Source organism: Streptomyces sp. URMC 124, from assembly GCF_051386455.1.
Lineage (GTDB): Bacteria > Actinomycetota > Actinomycetes > Streptomycetales > Streptomycetaceae > Streptomyces.
Window position 1 is genome coordinate 17,656 of the sequence record NZ_JBPQTS010000063.1, and the last position, 20,843, is coordinate 38,498.

The 20,843-nt window shown below is 73.5% G+C and carries 15 protein-coding genes and 1 pseudogene; 9 read left to right on the forward strand and 7 right to left on the reverse strand.

Going from position 1 to position 20,843, the window contains the following annotated elements; translation table 11 throughout:
• Positions 1-22: 22 nt before the first annotated feature.
• The gene (locus tag ACSNOG_RS15580) at positions 23-2,851 is read left to right on the forward strand and encodes a DEAD/DEAH box helicase (protein WP_436753240.1); all 2,829 of its coding nucleotides are present in this window, start codon (positions 23-25) and stop codon (positions 2,849-2,851) included.
• 138 nt (positions 2,852-2,989) lie between these two features.
• Here the strand turns inward: ACSNOG_RS15580 and ACSNOG_RS15585 are convergent, their stop codons facing one another.
• Together ACSNOG_RS15585 and ACSNOG_RS15590 are read right to left on the reverse strand one after the other, a co-directional pair.
• Positions 2,990-3,838, reverse strand: a complete 849-nt coding sequence (locus ACSNOG_RS15585; protein ID WP_436753241.1) for a siderophore-interacting protein — start codon at positions 3,836-3,838, stop codon at positions 2,990-2,992.
• Positions 3,839-3,893: 55 nt separating this feature from the next.
• On the reverse strand, positions 3,894-4,799 hold the full coding sequence (locus ACSNOG_RS15590) for a 5'-3' exonuclease (RefSeq protein WP_436753254.1): 906 nt from the start codon (positions 4,797-4,799) through the stop codon (positions 3,894-3,896).
• A gap of 247 nt (positions 4,800-5,046) precedes the next feature.
• On the opposite strand from ACSNOG_RS15590, the gene ACSNOG_RS15595 reads away from it, so the two are divergent.
• The 3 genes and pseudogenes from ACSNOG_RS15595 to ACSNOG_RS15605 all read left to right on the forward strand — a co-directional run bounded on the left by ACSNOG_RS15595 (position 5,047) and on the right by ACSNOG_RS15605 (position 8,750).
• Complete coding sequence (locus ACSNOG_RS15595) at positions 5,047-6,177, forward strand: quaternary amine ABC transporter ATP-binding protein (RefSeq protein WP_436753255.1); 1,131 nt, start codon at positions 5,047-5,049, stop codon at positions 6,175-6,177.
• Positions 6,170-7,966: pseudogene (locus ACSNOG_RS15600) on the forward strand (ABC transporter permease/substrate binding protein); the annotation flags it as partial. The gene ACSNOG_RS15595 and the pseudogene ACSNOG_RS15600, both read left to right, overlap by 8 nt.
• 31 nt (positions 7,967-7,997) lie before the next feature.
• Positions 7,998-8,750, forward strand: a complete 753-nt coding sequence (locus ACSNOG_RS15605) for a helical backbone metal receptor (RefSeq protein WP_436753242.1) — start codon at positions 7,998-8,000, stop codon at positions 8,748-8,750.
• Here ACSNOG_RS15605 and ACSNOG_RS15610 read toward each other — a convergent pair.
• Positions 8,677-9,813: a TDT family transporter gene (locus tag ACSNOG_RS15610; RefSeq protein WP_436753243.1), complete on the reverse strand. Its 1,137-nt coding sequence runs from the start codon at positions 9,811-9,813 to the stop codon at positions 8,677-8,679. The genes ACSNOG_RS15605 and ACSNOG_RS15610 overlap by 74 nt on opposite strands.
• A gap of 70 nt (positions 9,814-9,883) precedes the next feature.
• Between ACSNOG_RS15610 and ACSNOG_RS15615 the strand changes: the two genes are divergently transcribed.
• Positions 9,884-10,813, forward strand: a complete 930-nt coding sequence (locus tag ACSNOG_RS15615; RefSeq protein ID WP_436753244.1) for a LysR family transcriptional regulator — start codon at positions 9,884-9,886, stop codon at positions 10,811-10,813.
• Between the two features lie 120 nt (positions 10,814-10,933).
• Here ACSNOG_RS15615 and ACSNOG_RS15620 read toward each other — a convergent pair whose 3' ends face one another.
• The 3 genes from ACSNOG_RS15620 to ACSNOG_RS15630 all read right to left on the reverse strand — a co-directional run bounded on the left by ACSNOG_RS15620 (position 10,934) and on the right by ACSNOG_RS15630 (position 14,043).
• The gene (locus tag ACSNOG_RS15620; protein ID WP_436753245.1) at positions 10,934-11,641 is read right to left on the reverse strand and encodes a gamma-glutamyl-gamma-aminobutyrate hydrolase family protein; all 708 of its coding nucleotides are present in this window, start codon (positions 11,639-11,641) and stop codon (positions 10,934-10,936) included.
• Between the two features lie 82 nt (positions 11,642-11,723).
• Positions 11,724-13,181, reverse strand: coding sequence for an ethanolamine permease (gene eat / locus ACSNOG_RS15625; protein ID WP_436753246.1), 1,458 nt, complete (start codon positions 13,179-13,181; stop codon positions 11,724-11,726).
• A gap of 130 nt (positions 13,182-13,311) precedes the next feature.
• Positions 13,312-14,043 (reverse strand): FadR/GntR family transcriptional regulator, encoded by a 732-nt coding sequence (locus ACSNOG_RS15630; RefSeq protein ID WP_436753247.1) that lies wholly within the window; start codon positions 14,041-14,043, stop codon positions 13,312-13,314.
• Between the two features lie 71 nt (positions 14,044-14,114).
• On the opposite strand from ACSNOG_RS15630, the gene ACSNOG_RS15635 reads away from it, so the two are divergent.
• The 4 genes from ACSNOG_RS15635 to ACSNOG_RS15650 all read left to right on the forward strand — a co-directional run bounded on the left by ACSNOG_RS15635 (position 14,115) and on the right by ACSNOG_RS15650 (position 19,131).
• Positions 14,115-15,482: a glutamine synthetase family protein gene (locus ACSNOG_RS15635; RefSeq protein ID WP_436753248.1), complete on the forward strand. Its 1,368-nt coding sequence runs from the start codon at positions 14,115-14,117 to the stop codon at positions 15,480-15,482.
• A 129-nt stretch (positions 15,483-15,611) separates the two neighbouring features.
• Positions 15,612-16,973, forward strand: coding sequence for an aldehyde dehydrogenase family protein (locus ACSNOG_RS15640; RefSeq protein ID WP_436753249.1), 1,362 nt, complete (start codon positions 15,612-15,614; stop codon positions 16,971-16,973).
• 3 nt (positions 16,974-16,976) lie between these two features.
• On the forward strand, positions 16,977-17,762 hold the full coding sequence (locus tag ACSNOG_RS15645; protein WP_436753250.1) for a 3-oxoacyl-ACP reductase: 786 nt from the start codon (positions 16,977-16,979) through the stop codon (positions 17,760-17,762).
• Between the two features lie 100 nt (positions 17,763-17,862).
• Entirely contained in the window at positions 17,863-19,131 is a 1,269-nt protein-coding gene (locus ACSNOG_RS15650; RefSeq protein WP_436753251.1) for a haloacid dehalogenase-like hydrolase, read from the forward strand.
• A gap of 140 nt (positions 19,132-19,271) precedes the next feature.
• Here the strand turns inward: ACSNOG_RS15650 and ACSNOG_RS15655 are convergent, their stop codons facing one another.
• On the reverse strand, positions 19,272-20,492 hold the full coding sequence (locus tag ACSNOG_RS15655) for an amino acid deaminase/aldolase (RefSeq protein ID WP_436753252.1): 1,221 nt from the start codon (positions 20,490-20,492) through the stop codon (positions 19,272-19,274).
• Positions 20,493-20,843: the final 351 nt, after the last annotated feature.

Here is a 20,843-nt window from a genome sequence, read left to right on the forward strand (position 1 = left end):
CACCGGTAGGCTCGTAGACAAGATGACCGACGACATGTCCCCTGCTGAGCGCTACGCCCTGTCGAGGGTGCGCGCTGCCGAGCAGGCCACCGCGCTCGCACCGTTCCGCGAGATGTACGAATTCGAACTGGACCCCTTCCAGATAGAGGCCTGCAAGGCCCTGGAGGCCGGGAAGGGTGTCCTGGTCGCCGCGCCGACCGGTTCGGGCAAGACCATCGTGGGCGAGTTCGCCGTCCACCTGGCCCTCACGCAGGGCCGCAAGTGCTTCTACACGACGCCCATCAAGGCGCTGTCGAACCAGAAGTACAGCGATCTCGTCAAGCGCTACGGCGCCGCCAAGGTCGGCCTGCTGACCGGCGACAACAGCGTCAACGCCGACGCCCCGGTGCTCGTGATGACCACCGAGGTCCTGCGCAACATGCTCTACGCGGGCTCCCAGGCCCTCATCGGCCTGGGCCACGTGGTCATGGACGAGGTGCACTACCTCTCCGACCGCTTCCGCGGTGCCGTCTGGGAGGAGGTCATCATCCACCTCCCGGAGTCGGTGACCCTCGTCTCCCTCTCGGCCACCGTCTCCAACGCCGAGGAGTTCGGCGACTGGCTGGACACCGTGCGCGGCGACACCGAGGTGATCGTCTCCGAGGAGCGGCCCGTCCCGCTGTGGCAGCACGTGCTCGCCGGCCGCCGGATGTACGACCTCTTCGAGGAGGAGACGGACCACGGCGGCCGCGGCGCCGCGCGCCGCGAGGTCAACCCCGACCTGCTGCGCATGGCCCGCATGGAGAACAGCCGCACCTACAACCCGCGCGAGCGCCGCCGCGGCAAGATGGTGCGCGAGGCCGACCGCGAGCGCGAGCGCCGCCAGCGCAGCCGCATCTGGACGCCCGGCCGCCCCGAGGTCATCGAGCGCCTCGACGCCGAGGGCCTGCTGCCCGCGATCACCTTCATCTTCAGCCGTGCCGGCTGCGAAGCCGCCGTCCAGCAGTGCCTCTACGCCGGCCTGCGGCTCAACGACGACGAGGCCCGGGCACGGGTCCGCTCGATCGTCGAGGAGCGCACCGCCGCCATCCCCGACGAGGACCTGCACGTCCTCGGCTACTTCGAGTGGCTGGAGGGCCTGGAGCGCGGCATCGCCGCCCACCACGCGGGCATGCTGCCGACCTTCAAGGAGGTCGTGGAGGAGCTCTTCGTCAAGGGCCTGGTCAAGGCGGTCTTCGCGACCGAGACGCTCGCCCTCGGCATCAACATGCCGGCCCGCACGGTGGTGCTGGAGAAGCTCGTCAAGTGGAACGGCGAGACGCACGCGGACATCACGCCCGGCGAGTACACCCAGCTGACGGGCCGGGCCGGGCGGCGCGGCATCGACGTCGAGGGGCACGCCGTCGTGCTGTGGCAGCGCGCCATGGACCCGGCCGCGCTCGCCGGCCTCGCCGGCACCCGCACCTACCCCCTGCGTTCCAGCTTCAAGCCGTCGTACAACATGGCGGTCAACCTCGTCTCGCAGTTCGGGCGGCACCGCTCGCGCGAGCTCCTGGAGACGTCGTTCGCGCAGTTCCAGGCCGACAAGTCGGTCGTCGGCATCTCCCGGCAGGTGCAGAAGAACGAGGAGGGCCTGGCGGGCTACCGCGAGGCCGTCACCTGCCACCTGGGCGACTTCGAGGAGTACGCCCGGATGCGCCGCGAGCTGAAGGACCGCGAGACCGAGCTGGCCAAGCAGGGCGCCGTGCAGCGCCGCGCCGCCGCGGCGACGGCCCTGGAGCGGCTCAAGCCCGGTGACGTCATCCACGTCCCGACCGGCAAGTACGCGGGCCTGGCCCTCGTGCTCGACCCCGGCGTGCCGCCCGCCCGCGCCGACCGCCACCGGGGCTTCGACGCCCACGACGGCCCGCGCCCGCTGGTGCTCACCGCCGAGCGGCAGGTCAAGCGCCTCGCCCCGATGGACTTCCCCGTGCCCGTGGAGCCGCTGGAGCGGATGCGGATCCCCAAGTCCTTCAACCCGCGCTCCCCGCAGTCGCGCCGGGACCTCGCCTCCGCGCTGCGCACCAAGGCGGGCCACATCGTGCCCGACCGGCACCGCAGGTCCCGTGCGGCCGGCGCGGACGACACCGAGATCGCCCGGCTGCGCGCCGCCCTGCGCGCCCACCCGTGCCACGGCTGCGCCGAGCGCGAGGACCACGCCCGCTGGGCCGAGCGCTACCACCGGCTGCTGCGGGACACCCGCCAGCTGGAGCGCCGCATCGAGGGGCGTACGAACACCATCGCCCGCACCTTCGACCGCATCTGCGCCCTCCTGACCGACCTGGACTACCTGCACGGGAACGAGGTCACCGAGCACGGCAAGCGGCTCGCCCGGCTCTACGGCGAGCTGGACCTGCTGGCCTCCGAGTGCCTGCGCGACGGCGTGTGGGAGGGGCTCAAGCCGGCCGAGCTGGCCGCGTGCGCCTCGGCGCTCGTCTTCGAGGCGCGCATGGCCGACGACGCGGCGCCCCCGAAGCTGCCGACGGGGCCGGCGAAGGAAGCGCTCGGCGAGATGGTCCGCATCTGGGGCCGGCTCGACGCCCTGGAGGAACAGCACAAGATCAACCAGGCGGAGGGGGTCGGCCAGCGCGAGCCCGACCTCGGCTTCGCCTGGGCCGCGTACCGCTGGGCGTCCGGGCACGGCCTGGACGAGGTCCTGCGGGAGGTCGACATGCCGGCGGGCGACTTCGTGCGGTGGTGCAAGCAGCTGATCGACGTCCTCGGCCAGATCGCCGCGGCGGCGCCGCAGGAGGACAGCACGGTGGCGCGCAATGCGCGGCGCGCGGTGGACGGCTTGCTGCGGGGCGTCGTGGCGTACTCGTCGGTGGGCTGAGGCCCGACGCCCGAGGCCCGGAGCGGCACCGCCGGTCACCTCCGGTGGGGGGGTGCCCGCCGTCGCGGCGGGGGTGCTTTCCCCTGACCCGCCCCTTCCCGAAACCCCTGTGGGGGCTACGGGAAGGGGCTCGCGGGACTACGCCGCCTTCGCGCCTTCCTGTTCGACCTCGACCTGCTGGTTCCACTCGCGCTTGGAGGCCTGCCAGCCGTCCTCGTCGTGCCCCCGGCGCCAGTAGCCCGACACCGACAGCCGCTCGCGCGGAACCTCGCGGTCCACGCGCAGGTAGCGGCGGAGCTCCTTCACGAAGCCCGCCTCGCCGTGGACGAACGCCTGGACGTCACCGGAGGGGAAGTCGAGCGCGCGGACGGCCGCGACCAGCGCCTCGCCGACGGGCGCGCCGGCGCGGTGCAGCCACGTGACCTCGACGCCCTCGGCGAGCTCCAGCTTCTGCTCGTCCTCGGGGCCCTCGATCTCGACGAAGGCGTGCACGCGCGTGCCCGCCGGCATCCGCTCCAGGGACGCGGCGATGGCAGGCAGCGCGCTCTCGTCACCCGCGAGCAGGTGCCAGCCGGCGGCCGGGTCGGGGGAGTACGCGCCGCCGGGGCCGCGGAAGACCACCTCGGCGCCCGGCCGGACGGAGGCCGCCCACGGGCCGGCGAGGCCCTCGTCGCCGTGGACGACGAAGTCGATGGCCAGCTCGCGCGCCTCGCGGTCGAAGGAGCGCACCGTGTAGGTGCGGGTCTTCGGCCACTGCTCGGGCGGCAGGTCGCGGCGGATGGTCTCCATGTCGAAGGACTCGGGGTAGGAGACGCCGGGTACGGGGAAGAGCAGCTTCACGTAGTGGTCGGTGTGCTCGCCCGCGCCGAAGTCCGCGAGGCCCTCGCCGCCGAGCACGACGCGCACCATGTGCGGCGTGAGCCGCTCGGTGCGCAGCACGTGGGCGCGGTTGAGCCGGGGCCTCTGCCGTACGGGACGCTCTGCCATGGTGTCTCCCCTGATCCCCTGATCCTGAAAAGTTAGGTTCACCTAACCTAACAGCTCAGTGGGCGAGGGCGTCCAGCAACCGCTGTAGCGAGCCGCCCAGCCCCCACCGCCCGGCGAGCGCCTCCAGCATCTGCGGATCCCGCGGCTCGGCCGGCAGCGCCGCATCGAACGGCGCCAGCGGGACGTCCGACGCCACTCGTACGACCTTCGGGGCCACGGCCAGATACGGCTTGGCCTCCGCCAGGCGCTTGCGCTGCGCCGGCGTCAGCTTCGCCGCCGGGTCGTCCACGGCCGCCAGGATCCCGGCCAGGTCACCGAAGGCGGCCAGCAGCTTCGCGGCCGTCTTCTCACCGACGCCCGGCACCCCCGGCAGCCCGTCGCTGGGGTCGCCGCGCAGCAGCGCCAGGTCCGCGTACCCGGCGCCGTCCACCCCGTACTTCTCGCGCAGCAGCGCCTCGTCGACCACCTGCAGCGTGCCGACGCCCTTGACCGGATACAGCACCCGCACGCCGCGCCGGTCGTCCACCAGCTGGTAGAGGTCGCGGTCGCCGGTGACGATGTCGACCGGGCCCGCGGCGCGGCCCGCGAGCGTGCCGATCACGTCGTCCGCCTCGTAGCCCGTGGCGCCCACGCGGGCGATGCCGATCGCGTCGAGCACGGACTCGATCACCGGGACCTGCGGGGAGAGGGTGTCCGGCACCTCCTCCTCGTCGGGCCCGGTCTCCGTCTCCTCGGCCACCCGGTGCGCCTTGTAGGTGGGGATGAGCTCGACCCGCCACTGGGGCCGCCAGTCGAAGTCCATGCAGGCCACCAGGTCGTCCGGGTGGTGGTCCTGGACGAGGCGGGCGATGAAGTCGAGCAGGCCGCGCACCGCGTTCACCGGGGTGCCGTCGGGAGCGCGGACGGAGTCGGGCACGCCGAAGTAGGCGCGGAAGTACAGGGAGGCGGTGTCGAGGAGCATCAGGCGTCGCGTCACGGGTCGATCATGCCGCAGACCACCGACACGCCTCCCGCAGCCCCGCCCCGCCGGATGTGAACCGGGTCACTGTTCCGTTTGCCCGGATTGAACGGGGGCAGGCGCGGCACCGGAGCGGACCCCGTCCTCGGCACGTGTGCCGGAAGCGGGCACGCGGACCGATGCCGCACCGCTCCACGGCCCTGCCCCAGGGGGAGGCGGGGCCGTCGTGAGTTCGACCCGAGAGGTGTATGTGTCCAGGCTCCAGGCCGAGCATCTGTACAAGGTGTTCGGCAGACGACCCGAAGCCGCCGTCCAACGGCTCGAAGGCGGCGCCGACCGCGACGAGCTGCGTGCCGACGGCACCACCGCGGCGGTCATCGACGCCTCGTTCGAGGTGGAGGCCGGCCAGATCTTCGTGGTGATGGGTCTGTCCGGATCGGGCAAGTCCACCCTCCTGCGGATGCTCAACGGCCTGCTGGAACCGACCGCCGGCCGCGTGCTGTTCGACGGGGAGGACCTGACCGCCCTCTCCCCGCGCGACCTGCGCACGGTGCGCTCCCGCAAGATCAGCATGGTCTTCCAGCACTTCGCGCTCTTCCCGCACCGCAGCGTGCTGGAGAACGCGGCCTACGGCCTGGAGGTGCAGGGCGTGGCCCGTGCGGAGCGCGAGGAGCGCGCCGCCGAAGCGCTGGAGCTCGCCGGCCTGAAGGGCTGGGAGTCCTCCTGGCCCGACGAGCTCTCGGGCGGCATGCAGCAGCGCGTCGGGCTCGCCCGCGCCCTGGCCACCGACGCGGACCTGCTGCTGATGGACGAGTCCTTCAGCGCCCTGGACCCGCTGATCCGCCGCGACATGCAGGACCAGCTGCTGGACCTGCAGACGCGGCTGAAGAAGACCATCGTCTTCATCACCCACGACCTCAACGAGGCCATGCGCCTCGGCGACCGGATCGCCGTCATGCGCGACGGCCGGATCGTGCAGAACGGCACCGCGGAGGACATCCTCGTGCGCCCGGCCAACGACTACGTGGCCTCCTTCATCCAGGACGTCGACCGCAGCCGGGTGCTGACCGCCGGCTCGATCATGGACCGGTCGGGCCGGGGCTCCGGCGCCGAGGGGGCGGCCACCGTCCCCGCCGCGACGCCCCTCGCCGACCTGTTCGCCTCCTTCGCCCGCAGCTCCGCCCCGCTCACCGTCACCGACGAGCAGGGCGAGGCGGCCGGCGTCGTCACCCGCGACCTGCTCTTCGCCGCGCTCGGCGAGGAGCCGGGGGTGCCCGCCCCGCGGCCCGCGGCGCCGGCGGAGGCCGTGGAGCCCGCCGCGCCCGTGGCGGCCGCCACGCCCGTCCCGGCCGACGAGGCGGAGGTGAGCGCCCGTGCCTAGGATCCACTTCGGAAGCTGGGCCGAGGACGCCGTCAGCTGGCTGCAGACCCACCTGAGCTGGCTCTTCGACGTCATCAACACGGTCCTGACCGGCATGTACGACGGGGTGAACGCCGTCCTCGGCGCCCCCGAGCCGCTGCTGATGGCCGGCATCCTGGCCGTCGTCGCCTGGTGGCTGCGCGGGCTGCTGCCCGCCGTGCTCACCTTCGCCGGCTTCGCCCTGGTCGACTCCTTCGGCCTGTGGGAGGCGGCGATGGCGACGCTGTCGCTCGTCCTCGTCGCGAGCCTGATCACGCTGCTGATCGCCGTGCCGCTCGGCATCTGGGCGGCGCGCAGCAGCAAGGTCAGCGGGGCCCTGCGGCCCGCCCTGGACGTCATGCAGACGATGCCCGCCTTCGTCTACCTCATCCCCGGCGTCATGTTCTTCTCGATCGGGCCGATCCCCGGCCTGATCGCGACCGTCGTGTTCTCGATGCCGCCCGGCGTCCGCATGACCGAGCTGGGCATCCGGCAGGTCGACGGCGAGCTCGTCGAGGCCGCGACGGCCTTCGGCACCACGCCGCGCGACACCCTGACCCGGGTGCAGCTGCCGCTCGCCCTGCCCACGATCATGGCGGGCGTCAACCAGGTCATCATGCTGGCCCTGTCGATGGTCGTCATCGCCGGCATGGCGGGCGCGGGCGGCCTCGGCGAGGCCGTGTACGCGGCCGTCACCAAGGTCGACATCGGCGGCGGCGTCGAGAGCGGCCTGGCCGTCGTCGTCCTCGCCATCTACCTGGACCGCATGACCGGCGCCCTCAACCAGCGCGTCTCCCCGCTGGGCCGCCGCGCCGCCGCCAAGGCCGCCTCCGCGGCCCGCGGCCTCGCGTTCCTGCGCTACCGGCCCGGCACGGCCGTCGCCGCCGTGGGCGTCGTCGTCCTCGCGCTGGTCGCGGGCGGGATGAACCTCGCCCGCAGCGGCGACGACCGCCAGAACGTGGCGGCGGGCGCGAACGTGGGCCAGGGCCGGGGCATCAAGCTCGGCTACTTCCCCTGGGACGAGGCCATCGCCACCACCTACCTGTGGCAGAACATCCTCGAGGACCGCGGCTACAAGCCGGACGTCAAGCAGCTCGACCCCGGGCCGCTGTACACCGCGCTGGCGCAGGGCCAGATGGACCTGCAGTTCGACTCCTGGCTGCCGACCACCCACAAGCAGTACATGGACCGGTACGCGGACAAGCTCACCGACCTGGGCGCCTGGTACGGGCCCACCTCGCTGGAGCTGACCGTGCCCGACTACGTCAAGGGCGTCGACTCCCTGGAGGACCTCAAGGGCAAGGGCGCGCAGTTCGGCGGGAAGATCGTCGGCATCGAGTCCAGCGCGGGCATGATGGGCACGCTCAACGACAAGGTCCTCAAGGAGTACGGACTGGACGGCGAGTACAAGGTCGTCTCCTCCTCCACCTCCACGATGCTGGCCGACCTCGACCGGGCCATCAAGAAGAAGGAGCCCATCGTCACCACTCTGTGGTCGCCGCACTGGGCCTACGGCAAGCACCAGCTGAAGAAGCTCAAGGACCCCAAGGGGGCCTGGGGCAAGGGCGAGGAGATCCACGCCGTCGGCAAGAAGGACTTCGGCAAGGACTTCCCCGAGGTCACCGCCTGGCTGAAGGACTTCAAGCTGTCCGAGAAGGACCTCGCCTCCCTGGAGGTCGAGATCCAGAACGGCGGCAAGGGCAAGGAGAAGGAGTCCGCCCGCCGCTGGCTGGACGCCCACCCGGGCCTCGCCGACAAGCTGGCGCCTGTCCGCCACTGACGAACAGGCGTACGGTGGGGCGGTGGTCACGCCCAGGAGCAGCCGCCCCGCCGTACGCCGCGTCGTCTCCCTCGTCCCCTCGCTGACGGAGGCCGTCGCCGCGACCGAGCCCGGGCTGCTCGTCGGCGCCACCGACTGGTGCGAGCACCCGGCGGGCTTGGACGTCGTACGGATCGGCGGCACGAAGAACCCCGACACGGCGCGCATCGCCGCCCTTGCGCCCGACCTCGTCCTCGCCAACGAGGAGGAGAACCGCGCGCCCGACCTCGGCGCGCTGCGCGCCGCCGGGCTGGAGGTGCTCGTCACCGAAGTGCGCACGCTGCCCCAGGCGTTCGCCGAACTGGAGCGGGTCCTGGTGCGCGGCTGCGGGCTGGCCCGGCCCGCCTGGCTGGCCGACGCGGAGGACGCCTGGCGCGACGTGCGCCCCGAGGGGCCGGCGGTACGGGCCGTGGTGCCGGTGTGGCGGCGGCCGTGGATGGTCCTCGGCCGGGACACCTTCGCCGGTGACGTCCTCGCCCGGCTCGGCGTCGCCCATGTCCACGCCGGCCACCGCGAGCGCTATCCCCGCATCCCCCTCGACGAGCTGAACGCGTGCGGCGCGGAGCTCGTCGTCCTGCCCGACGAGCCCTACCGCTTCACGCGCGACGACGGCCCGGAGTCCTTCCCCGGGCTGCCGTGCGCGCTCGTCAGCGGGCGTCACCTCACGTGGTACGGACCCTCACTGACGGAAGCGGCTGGGGTGCTGGGCGCGGCGCTGCGAGCAGCCGGCCGCTGACCAGGCCGTGCGCGGTGCGGACCGCCGCCACGGCCCAGGCCGTGGCCAGCAGCGCGTACAGACCCACCGACAGCCAGGTCAGGGCGTGCAGGCCGGTGTGGCGGGACAGGGCCGCGGCGCCGGTGACGCAGGTGCCTACGGGGAAGGTGAACGCCCACCAGGTCATCGCGAAGCCCATGCCCTGCCGGAACGCCCGCAGCACCATGGCCGCGGCCAGGGCCAGCCACAGCAGCGCGAAGCCCATGACCGGAGCGCCGTACAGCACGGCGAACGGCGCCGCCGCGTCGGCGTACGGGGCGGGGAGCGCGCCCTGCGCGGCGTCGGCGAGGTTGCCGACCGCGGTCGTCGACTGGCCCAGCGGGCCCAGGACGAGGAAGAGGGCCGGAGTCAGCGCGAGCGGCAGCGGGCCGTGGTGGATCAGCCGCGCGAAGACCGCGGGCAGGATCAGCAGGGTCGCCAGCAGGCTCATCCCGAAGAGGCCGTAGCAGGCCAGCACCATCGCCGCCCGCCACTGGCCGGCCGGCAGGTGCGGGACCAGGGCGGGGCCCAGCGCGGCGGACACCATGGGGGCGACCACCGGCAGCAGCCACACGGGGGAGGCCTGGCCCGGCTCTATGCGGTGCCGGGTCACCATCAGGTACGGGATGCCCGCCGCCGCGGCCAGGCCGGTCACGGTGCCCGCCACCCACAGGACGGCGTCGGCGGTCACCGCCGCGTCCGTGCCGACGACCGAGGAGCCCACGGAGAGGGTGGCCCCGCCGACCGCCAGCAGCGCCATCGCGGCGCAGCCGTAGAACGGCGCCACCGCCGGGTCGCCGAGGTGGCGGCGCGCCTGGTCGGAGTGGCGGGCCCAGTGCACGGCGCGCGCCACCAGCAGCACCGCCAGCGCCGTCGCCGACAGCGCCCACACCGCCTCGCACGCCCCCCGCAGCCCCGGCGGGTGGACCGGCAGCGCCGCGCCTGCGCTCGCGACGATCGCGGTGCCCATGACGGCCGCGTACCAGTTGGGACCGAGGTGGCGGAGGGAGGAGGCGGCGCGGGCGGTGGTGGCGGAGGTGCTCATGCCTCCAGCGTCGGACGCGGGGACCCCGGCCACCAGGGGCCTTGTCGCTATGAGGGCATAAGCTGAATTTATGACTCATGGGGACGACGGGCGGCGGGCACCGCTCGCCCACCGCGTGCCCGACCTCGCGGCGCTGGAGCTGCTGCTGGCCGTCGCGCGGCTCGGCAGTCTGGGGCGTGCCGCGCGCGAGACGGGCATCACCCAGCCCGCCGCCAGCGGACGGATCCGCAGCATGGAGCGGATGCTCGGCGTCGGCCTCCTGGAGCGGTCGCCGCGCGGCTCGCGGCTGACGGACGCCGGCGTGCTCGTCACCGACTGGGCGCGGCGCATCGTGGAGGCCGCCGAGGCCTTCGACGCCGGGGCGCAGGCGCTGCGCGGGCAGCGGGACTCGCGGCTGCGGGTGGCCGCCAGCATGACCATCGCCGAGTACCTGCTGCCCGGCTGGCTGGTCGCCCTGCGCACCCGGCGCCCCGGTACCGCGGTCACCCTCCTCGCCGGGAACTCGGCGGCCGTCGCGGAGCGGCTGCGGGCCGGCGAGGCCGACCTGGGCTTCGTCGAGGGCCTCGCCGCCCCCGCCGGGCTGGACGGCGCGGTCATCGGCGGCGACCGGCTGGTGGTCGTCACCGCACCGGCCCACCCCTGGGCCCGGCGGCGGGCCCCGCTCGGCGCGGCCGAGCTCGCGGCCACCCCGCTGATCCTCCGCGAGCGCGGCTCCGGCACGCGGCAGGTCCTGGACGCGGCCCTCGCCGCGCACGGCGGGCTCGCCGAGCCGCTGCTCGAACTCGCCTCCACGACGGCCGCGAAGGCGGCGGCGGTCAGCGGGGCGGGCCCGTGCGTCCTGAGCGAGCTCGCCATCGGCGAGGAACTGGCGGCCCGCCGCCTGGTCGAGATCCCCGTCGCGGATCTCGACCTCCACCGCGCCCTGCGAGCGGTCTGGCCCCCCGGCCACCGCCCCACGGGCCCGGCCCGCGACCTCCTGGGCCTGACCCGGGCGTCCTAGCGCCCCGGCGCCGGCCACGCCCCCTTTCGCCGCGACGGGGCGGTAGTGCGAACGGCCGGCCGTGGGAGTGCTTGCCGGGCGCCGCTGCGGCGGAGGGTAGCGCGGGCGTGCCCGGCGCGTTCAGCGGGCCGATGCCGCCTCCACCAAGGCGCGCGTCAGGCGCAGGTCGTCCCGGGCTTCCGGGTGCCACTGGACGCCCACGGCGAACAGGTCGCCCGGGCGTTCCAGTGCCTCGATCGTGCCGTCCTCCGCATGCGCCGTCGCGACGAGCCCGTCGCCCAGGCGGGCGACGGACTGGTGGTGGTGCGTGGCGACGTCGCACGGTTCGGGGAGGAGGCGGCCCAGGCGGCTGTCCGGGGACGGCTTGATCAGGTGGTCGGTGAAGGCGCCCACGACGGGGTTGTGCTCTTCGTGCCCCACCTCGTCCGGCAGGTGCTGGCACAGCGAGCCGCCGGCGTGCACGTTCATCAGCTGCATGCCGCGGCAGATCCCGAGCACGGGAACGCGCTGCTCCAGCGCCGCGCCCAGCAGCGCCAGTTCCCACGCGTCGCGTTCGGGGACCGGCGCGCCCGCGCGCGGGTGCGGTCGTTCGCCGTAGAGGCCGGGGTCGAGGTCCTCGCCGCCGGCGAGGACGAGGCCGTCGAGCCGCCGCACCATGTCGGCGGCGGCGCCCGGCTCGTCCGGCGGGAGCTGGACGGCGAGCCCGCCGGCCCGCTGGACGTGCTGGGCGTACGCGGCGGGCAGGAGCGCGGCCGGCAGGTCCCACGCGACGCCCCAGCGGGCCCGGGTGAGGTAGGTGGTGACGCCGATCAGTGGCTGACGGAGCATGGAGCGGGTCCTTTCCGGTCCGTACGTGTCCGTACGTGTCCGTACGCGAGTCGTTCCGTACGCTACGACGTTGATCACATCGTCAGTCGCGGTGCAGTTCCGCTTCCGCCGCCGCGAGCGCCGCGAACTCCTCCTCGGGCGCGCCCGCCACGAGCCGGTGCCGGCTCCAGCAGGCGAAGTACACGGCGGCGACGGCGTAGACGCCGAGGGCGAGGAGCGCGGCGGTGACGTCGACCAGGAAGGTCGCCACGAGCGCCGCGCAGGCGAGGACGAGGGCGAGCGCGGAGGTGGCGACGCCTCCCGGCGTCCGGTAGGGCCGTTCCAGCCCCGGCTCGCGGCGCCGCAGCACGATGTGGGAGAGCGACATCAGCGCGTAGGAGATGGTGGCGCCGAACACGGCCACGTTCAGCATGCGCGCGCCGTCGCCGCTGGCGGCCGCCAGCGCGAAGCCGATCGCTCCCGGCACCACCAGGCCCAGCCAGGGCGCCTTGCGGCGGCTGGTGAGGGAGAGGAAGCGGGGGAGGTAGCCGGCCCGGGAGAGGGCGAAGAGCTGCCGCGAACCGGCGTAGATGAGGGAGAAGAAGGAGGCCACCAGGCCGGCGAGCCCCGCGTAGTTGACGATGCGGCCGAGCGCGGTGGGGTGCCCGTCCGGCTGCACGGCGGCCACCAGCGGGTTGCCGGCGTCCTTGAGGGCGTCCGCCCCGCCCGCCCCCGTCGAGGCGAGGAAGGTGAGGAGCGCGAGGACGAGCAGGATGCCCATGGAGGTGGCCATGGCCCGCGGCAGCGAGCGCACGGGGTCTTTGGTCTCCTCGGCGGCGAGCGGCACTCCTTCGACGCCGAGGAAGAACCACATCCCGAACGGGAAGGACGCCCAGATCCCGAGGAGCCCGAACGGCAGCCAGGAGGACGAGCCGAGGGCGCCGGTGTCTACGGGGATGTCGTGCAGCCGCCCCGCGTCGAAGTCGGTGAGCGCGCCCGCCGCGAAGACGAGCAGCGCGGCGACGGCGATGCCGGTGACGACGAAGCTGAACCGCAGCGCCTCGCCCACGCCCCACAGGTGGATGCCGATGAAGACGACGAAGCAGGCCAGGTACACCGGCCAGGAGGAGGTGAGCCCGAACAGGCCGAGCGACTCCACGTAGTCGCCGATGAAGAGCGAGATCGCCGCGGGCGCGAGGACGTACTCGATGAGGATGGCGGTGCCGGTGAGGAAGCCGCCCCACGGGCCGAGCGCGCGCCGCGCGAAGCCGTAGCCCCCGCCCGCCGTCGGCAGGACGGCGGCCATTTCCGCGAGGGCGAAGACCATACAGGTGTACATCAGCCCCATCAGGGCGGCGGCGACGGCCAGTCCGCCGAAGCCGCCGTGCGCGAGGCCGAAGTTCCAGCCGGAGAAGTCGCCGGAGACGACGTAGGCGACGCCGAGTCCGGTGAGCAGCAGGGGGCCGGCGCTGCCGCGGCGCAGTGTGCGCTTCTCCAGGTAGTCCGCCGGCCGGTCCGAGGCGCGTGGCGGTGCCGTGGGTGTCTCCGTGCGTTCGGGCATGCTGCCGCTCCTGCCTCGGGAGGTAAAGGTTTTGCGCCATACCTTTGCCCTGAGATGGCTGATTCGGCAACCCCCTTGCGTAAAAGACTGGTTACGAGAGAGGTCCTCGCGGGTTACGCGATGGTGCGAGCTACGACAGAAAGCCCCGCAGCAGTGCCGCCGTCCCGCAGCAGTGCTCGCGCATCACTTCGCGCGCCGCTTCCGCGTCCCCGTCCAGAACGGCCTCCACCAGGGCGGTGTGCTGCAGCTGGGAGTGCTCCAGATTGCGCACCAGCAGCGGGATGCAGTCCAGCAGGTCGTTGACCGTCGCCCGGACCGCGGCGTACTGCTCGGCGAGCGAGGGGGAGCCCGACAGTTCGGCCAGCGTCAGATGGAACAGGGTGTCCATGCGCCGGTATTCGGCCAGCGGTGCGTCGTGCGTGGCGGCCAGCGCCGCCCGCAGCCGCCCGGCCCCGTCGTCGGGGAGCCCGTGCGCGGCGCACAGCCCGGCCGCGCCCACCTCCAGCACCTCGCGGAAGCGCAGCGTGTCCTCCACGTCCACGTCGGCGACCCGCCGTCGCAGCTCGTCCTCGCCCGCGGTGGCCGGCCGCGCCAGCACGAACGTGCCGCCGTAGCGGCCGCGCCGGCTCTCGACCAGGCCCTGGTCCTGCAGCACCTTGAGCACTTCGCGCAGGGTGACCCGGCTGACGCGCAGGCGGTCGGCCAACTCGCGCTCGGCGGGCAGCCGTTCTCCTTCGGCCACCAGGCCCAGCCGCATGATCCGGAGTATCTGCTCCAGCGCTTCCTCGAATCCGTTGCCGGCGCGGACCGGGCGCAGCACCGGCGCCAGCCGGTCCGTCCGGTCCGCCGCATGATCGTTCATCTGACCCCTTCCCTTTAATGGTCTACAGCCCTACCTTAAGACCTCCGGTCGCACCGACAGGAGGCATCACCGTGGCAGACCGCACGCCCCCGCTCGCCGTCGAGGAGCTGCGCAGGCTGGTCGACACCGGGGAGATCGACACCGTCGTCCTCGCCTTCACCGACATGCAGGGACGACTCCAGGGGAAGCGGTTCGCCGCCCGGTTCTTCCTCGACGACGTCCTGGACCACGGCACCGAGGGCTGCAACTACCTCCTCGCCGTGGACGTCGACCTCAACACCGTCGACGGCTACGCCATGTCGTCGTGGGAGCGCGGCTACGGGGACTTCGCCATGCGCGGCGACCTCTCCACCCTGCGCCGCACCCCGTGGAACCCCGGCACCGCCCTGCTCACCGCCGACCTCGCCTGGCACGACGGCTCGCCCGTCCTCGCCTCGCCCCGGCAGATCCTGCGCCGCCAGCTCGACCGGCTGGCCGAACGCGGCTGGAGCGCGTACGCCGGCACCGAGCTGGAATTCATCGTCTTCAAGGACACCTACGAGCAGGCCTGGGGCCGCGGCTACCGCGACATGACCCCGGCCAACCAGTACAACTGCGACTACTCCGTCCTCGGCACCGGCCGCGTCGAGCCCCTCCTGCGCCGCATCCGCAACGAGATGGGCGCCGCCGGGATGACCGTGGAGTCCGCCAAGGGCGAGTGCAACCTCGGCCAGCACGAGATCGCCTTCCGCTACGACGAGGCGCTCACCACCTGCGACCAGCACGCCGTGTACAAGACCGGAGCGAAGGAGATCGCCTCCCAGGAGGGCATGGCGCTCACCTTCATGGCCAAGTACGACGAGCGGGAGGGCAACTCCTGCCACATCCACCTCTCGCTGCGCGACGAGGCCGGGCAGCCCGTCCTCGCCGACGACGAGGGCCCGTACGGCATGTCGAAGACGATGCGGCACTTCCTCGCCGGACAGCTCGCCGCGCTGCGCGACTTCACCCTCCTCTACGCGCCGAACATCAACTCCTACAAGCGGTTCCGGCCCGGCTCCTTCGCCCCCACCGCCGTCGCCTGGGGCCCCGACAACCGCACCTGCGCCCTGCGCGTCATCGGCCACGGCCACTCCCACCGCTTCGAGAACCGGCTGCCCGGCGGGGACGTCAACCCCTACCTCGCCGTGGCGGGCATGGCCGCCGCCGGCCTGTACGGCGTCGAGCACGAGCTGGAGCTGCCCGAGGCCTGCACCGGCAACGCCTACGCGGGCGACGCGCAGCACGTGCCCGCCACCCTGCGTGAGGCCGCGGCGCTGTGGGAGAAGAGCCCCATAGCGAGGGAGGCCTTCGGCGACGAAGTCGTCGAGCACTACCTGCACATGGCGCGTGTCGAGCAGGAGGCCTACGACACGGCCGTCACGGACTGGGAGCGCTTCCGCTCCTTCGAGCGGATGTAACCCCCACGTTGTGGGCAATCGTTCCGCTGGGGCGGAACGGGTGGGCACAACGCGACCACCGGCGTGCAGCCGCGTACGACACGGCACCCCGACCGCTGGGGCGGCGGAACGAACCAGCAGGGAGACGACTTGCACGAGCACCACGTGATCAACCCGGCGACCGAGGAACTCGTCGCCACCGTTCCCGCGGCGACGCCGCAAGACGTCGACGCAGCCGTCCGGCGCGCCGCCGAAGCCCAGCGCACCTGGGCCGCCCTCGCCCCCGGCGACCGCGCCCGCCACCTGCGCCGCTTCGCCGACGCGGTCGACACGCACCTGGAGGAGCTCGCCCGGCTGGAGGTCCGCGAGGCCGGGCACCCGGTCGGCAACGCCCGCTGGGAGGCGGGCAACGCCCGTGACCTGCTGGAGTACGCCGCCGGGGGAGTGGAGCGGCTCACCGGCGCGCAGATCCCCGTCGCGGGCGGCCTGAACGTCACCTTCCACGAGCCCCTCGGCGTCGTCGCCGTCATCGCCCCGTGGAACTTCCCGATGCCCATCGCCGCCTGGGGCCTCGCCCCCGCCCTGGCCGCGGGCAACGCCGTGCTCCTCAAGCCGGCCGAGACCACCCCGCTGACCGCCCTGCGCCTGGCGGAGCTGGCGCTGGAGGCGGGGCTGCCCGAGGGCCTCTTCCAGGTCCTCCCCGGCGCCGGGCCCGTCGCCGGTGACGCCCTCGTGGAACACCCCGGCGTCGCCAAGGTCGTCTTCACCGGCTCCACCGCCGTCGGCAAGCAGATCATGGCCAAGTGCGCGGCGGGCGTGAAGCGCGTGACCCTCGAACTCGGCGGCAAGAGCCCCAACATCGTCTTCGCCGACGCCGACGTCGAGCGGGCCGCCGCGGCCGCCCCCGGCTCCTTCCTCGACAACACCGGCCAGGACTGCTGCGCCCGCAGCCGCATCCTCGTCCAGCGCTCCGTCTACGACCGCTTCATGGAGCTGCTGGAGCCGGCCGTGAAGTCCTTCGCGGCCGGCGACCCCACCGATCCCGCCACGCAGATGGGGCCGCTGATCTCGGCCGCGCACCGCGAGCGCGTACGGTCCTACGTCCCCGAGACCGCCCCCGCCGCCTTCCGCGGCGAGGCGCCCGCCGGCAAGGGCTTCTGGTACCCGGCGACCGTCCTGGAAGGCCGGCCGGAGGACCGCACCGCCGTCGAAGAGATCTTCGGCCCGGTCGCCGTCGTCATCCCCTTCGAGGACGAGGCGGAGGCGGTGCGGATCGCCAACGCCACCCCCTACGGGCTCTCCGGGTCGCTGTGGACCCGCGACGTCTCCCGCGCCCTGCGCGTCTCCCGTGCCGTCGCCGCGGGCAACCTCTCCGTCAACTCCCACAGCAGCGTCCGCTACTGGACGCCCTTCGGCGGCTTCGGCCAGTCCGGCCTCGGCCGCGAACTGGGCCCCGAGGCGCTGGCCGCCTTCACCGAGACCAAGAACGTCTTCATCAGCACCGAGGAGTAACAAGTGACCGACCAGACCCCCGTCTGCCGCCGCCTCGCCGGCCGGACCGCCGTCGTGACCGGGGCCGGCAGCGGCATCGGCCTGGCCACGGCCCGCCGCTTCGCCTCCGAGGGCGCCAACGTCGTCTGCGCGGACATCGACGAGACCGCCGGCAAGGCCGCGGCCGCCGAGACCGGCGGGCTCTTCGTCAAGGTCGACGTCACCAGCCCCGAGGAGGTCGAGGCGCTCTTCAAGACCGCCTACGACACCTACGGCTCGGTCGACGTCGCCTTCAACAACGCCGGCATCTCCCCGCCCGACGACGACTCCATCCTCACCACCGGCCTCGACGCCTGGAAGCGCGTCCAGGAGGTCAACCTCACCTCCGTGTACCTGTGCTGCAAGGCCGCCCTGCCCTACATGCAGCGCCAGGGCAGGGGCTCGATCATCAACACCGCCTCCTTCGTCGCCGTCATGGGCGCCGCCACCTCCCAGATCAGCTACACCGCCTCCAAGGGCGGCGTCCTCGCGATGTCCCGCGAACTCGGCGTGCAGTTCGCCCGCGAGGGCATCCGGGTCAACGCCCTGTGCCCGGGGCCGGTGAACACCCCGCTGCTCAAGGAGCTCTTCGCCAAGGATCCCGAGCGGGCCGCGCGCCGCCTCGTGCACGTGCCGGTCGGCCGGTTCGCCGAGCCCGAGGAGATCGCGGCCGCCGTCGCCTTCCTCGCCAGCGACGACTCCTCCTTCGTCAACGCCGCCGAGTTCCTCGTCGACGGTGGCATCGCGGGCGCGTACGTGACCCCGCTGTAGGGTCCATGATCAAACGGTAGGACCGGTCCGCGGGCGCAGCCCGGGGGCCGGTCCCGCCGTGGATTGCCCGCCACCGCACGCACCACCGCAAAGAGAGCACATGCGCACCAAGTCCGCCATCGTCGCCGGCCTCGCTGCCGCCGCGGCCCTCGCCACCGCGATCCCCGCCACCGCTGCCCCCGCGCACGACGCGCCCCGCCGCAACTGCCCCCAGCTCGACAAGAAGCTCCCGTGGGCCGGCGACAACCGCGCCCGGCTCCAGAAGATGATCGACGAGCGCGGCACCTGTTCCGGCAAGAACGGCCCCCGCCCCGTCGCCGCCTTCGACTGGGACAACACCGTCGTCAAGAACGACATCACCGACGCCACCCTCGCCTGGGCCCTCAAGCACGACAAGATCCTGCAGCCGAAGAGCTGGAAGGACACCAGCGCCTGGCTCACCCCGGCCGCCGACAAGGCCCTGGCCAAGGCCTGCGGCACGGCCGTGCGCCCCGGCCGCCCGCTGCCCACCTCGAAGAACACCGCCTGCGCCGACGAGATCTTCGAGATCCGTGAGAAGTCGCAGACCATGGCCGGGGACGCCGCCTTCGCGGGCGACTGGAACCACCGCCGCACCGTGCCCGCCTACGCCTGGATCCCCCAGCTGTTCGCCGGTCACACGCCCGCCGCCCTGACGTCCTTCGCCCGGCAGGCGCGCGCCGAGCAGCTCGCCGCACCCATCGGCACCAAGCAGACCGTCGGCACCCACACCCTCGCCGGCTACGTGCGCTACTACGACCAGCAGAAGGACCTCATCCGCACGCTCAAGGCGGCCGGCTTCGACGTCTACATCGTCTCCGCCTCCTCCGAGCCGATCGCCGAGGCCTGGTCGAGCGGCGTGGGCCTGGACGCCAAGCACACCATCGGCATCCGCAGCATCACCCGGCACGGCCGCCTCACCACGGCCATCAAGGGCTGCGGCGGCGTCGAGACCGGCCGCGGCGACGCCCTGCCGTACATGGACGGCAAGCGCTGCATGATCAACCAGGAGATCTTCAAGATCAAGGGCGCCAAGGCCTGGCAGCAGCAGGACTTCAAGCACCGCATCGCGCTGGGCGCGGGCGACGCCGACACCGACGTGACGTTCGTCAACGACGCCACCGGCGCGCACGTGGCCATCAACCGCAACAAGTCCGAGCTGATGTGCCGCGCCTACGACGACGCCGACGGCCGCTGGGTGGCCAACCCGATGTTCATCGAGCCGATGCCGCGCAAGTCCGGCACGTACCCGTGCTCCACGACCGGCGCCACGGCCGAGGACGGCACGAAGGTGCCCGTCCGGCGCGCCGACGGCTCCGTGATCCCGGACCAGGCCGACAAGGCCTTCTGAGCCCGGCTCCGCGTCACCTCGACGTCACCTCTGCGGTCTTCGCGCTACGGGGACCGGCCGCCGACGGCGCGCCGGTCCCCGTATCCCCTCCTGCCGCACGAGCGCGGCGCAAGGCCGGGGCCCGCGTCGCGGTGCGAAGCTCACAGGAACGTACGGCCCTCGCCGCGGTACGTCGGGACGGTCTCCACCACGCGGTCGCCGTCCAGCAGGTGCAGCGCCTCGAAGCGCTCGCACATCTCGCCCGCCTTCGCGTGCCGGAACCACACCTTGTCGCCCACCAGCAGGTCGTCGGCGGGCTGCCCGGTCAGCGGCGTCTGCACCTCGCCCGCGCCCTCGCGGGGATCCAGGCGCAGGCCGGCCGGGAGGTACGGCTGCGGCAGCCGGTCCGCGCCGGCCGCGCCCGACGCCGGATACCCGCCGCCCTGGGCGGTCACCACGCCCGGCCCCGGGCGGCGCACCACCGGCAGCGCGAACAGGGCCGCCGGACGGCCGCGGAAGGACCGGTAGTGGTCGAACAGCCGCGGCACGAACAGCCCCGACCCGGCCGCCACCTCGGTCACGGCGGCCTCGGCGGCCGTGTGCTGCACACTGCCCGTGCCGCCGCCGTTGACGAATTCGAGGTCCGCCACCGCGCGCACGGCCCGTACGGCCTCCGCCCGGCGCGCCGCCAGCTCCCTGCGGGCCGCGGTCTGCATCAGCCGGATCGAACGGGAGTACAACGGCCGGCCCTCCACCGCATCGCCCACGCCCGCCACATGCGCCTCGTAGGCCAGCAGTCCCACCAGCCGGAAGCCCGGCCGGCGCACCACGGACCGTGCGAGATCCGCCAGCCGTTCCGCATCGCGCACCGGGGAACGCAGCGCCCCGATCCGGAGCCTGCCGCCCAGCAGCCGCAGCGACGTGTCCAACTCCAGGCACACCCGCACCTCTTCACGGCCCGCCCGGGCCGCGTCGATCAGCGCCAGCTGCGCGGGGTCGTCCACCGTCACCGTGACGGCCCGGGCCAGCTTCGGGTCCGCGGTCAGCTCCGCCAGCCCCGCCCGGTCCGCCGACGGATACGCCAGCAGCACGTCCTCGATGCCCGAACGCGCCAGCCACAGCGACTCGGCCAGCGAGAAACCCATCACGCCCGCGAAGCCGTCCCGCGCGAGCACGCGCTCCAGCAGCGCCCGGCAGCGCACCGACTTGCTCGCCACCCGCACCGGCTTGCCCTGCGCCCGGCGCACCAGATCCGCCGCGTTGGCGTCGAACGCCTGCAGGTCGACCACGGCCAGCGGCGCGTCGTAGGAAGCGGTCGCCCGGTCCAGACGGGCCCGCTCGGTGCTCGCGCATGCGACGGGAGGTGCGGCGGGAAGACGCATGAGGCGCAGCTTGCCAGAGGCGTCCCGCGCTGGATAGGGGCCCGGCGCGCGCGAGATGGCCGCGCCCGCCGCCCGCCCCGTAGAGTGGCGCACACGCCGCGGACCGCAGCCCCGCGGCACGATGTCCGGATACGAACCGGCCTGTCCCGAAGGGCAACCGGGCCCCGCACGGGGAGACGGCTCACGAGGGGGAGCGCAGGGTGAGCACCGAGACGGACCCCGCTCCCGCGCTGCCCGTCCGCCCCCTCCCGGCCTCCTCGTACTTCGCGCCCCAGCCGCCGCCATCGCCCGCGGCGCGTCCCTGACCCCGGAGGGCCCGGGCCCGCGCGTCACCCGCGAGTACCGCAGCCC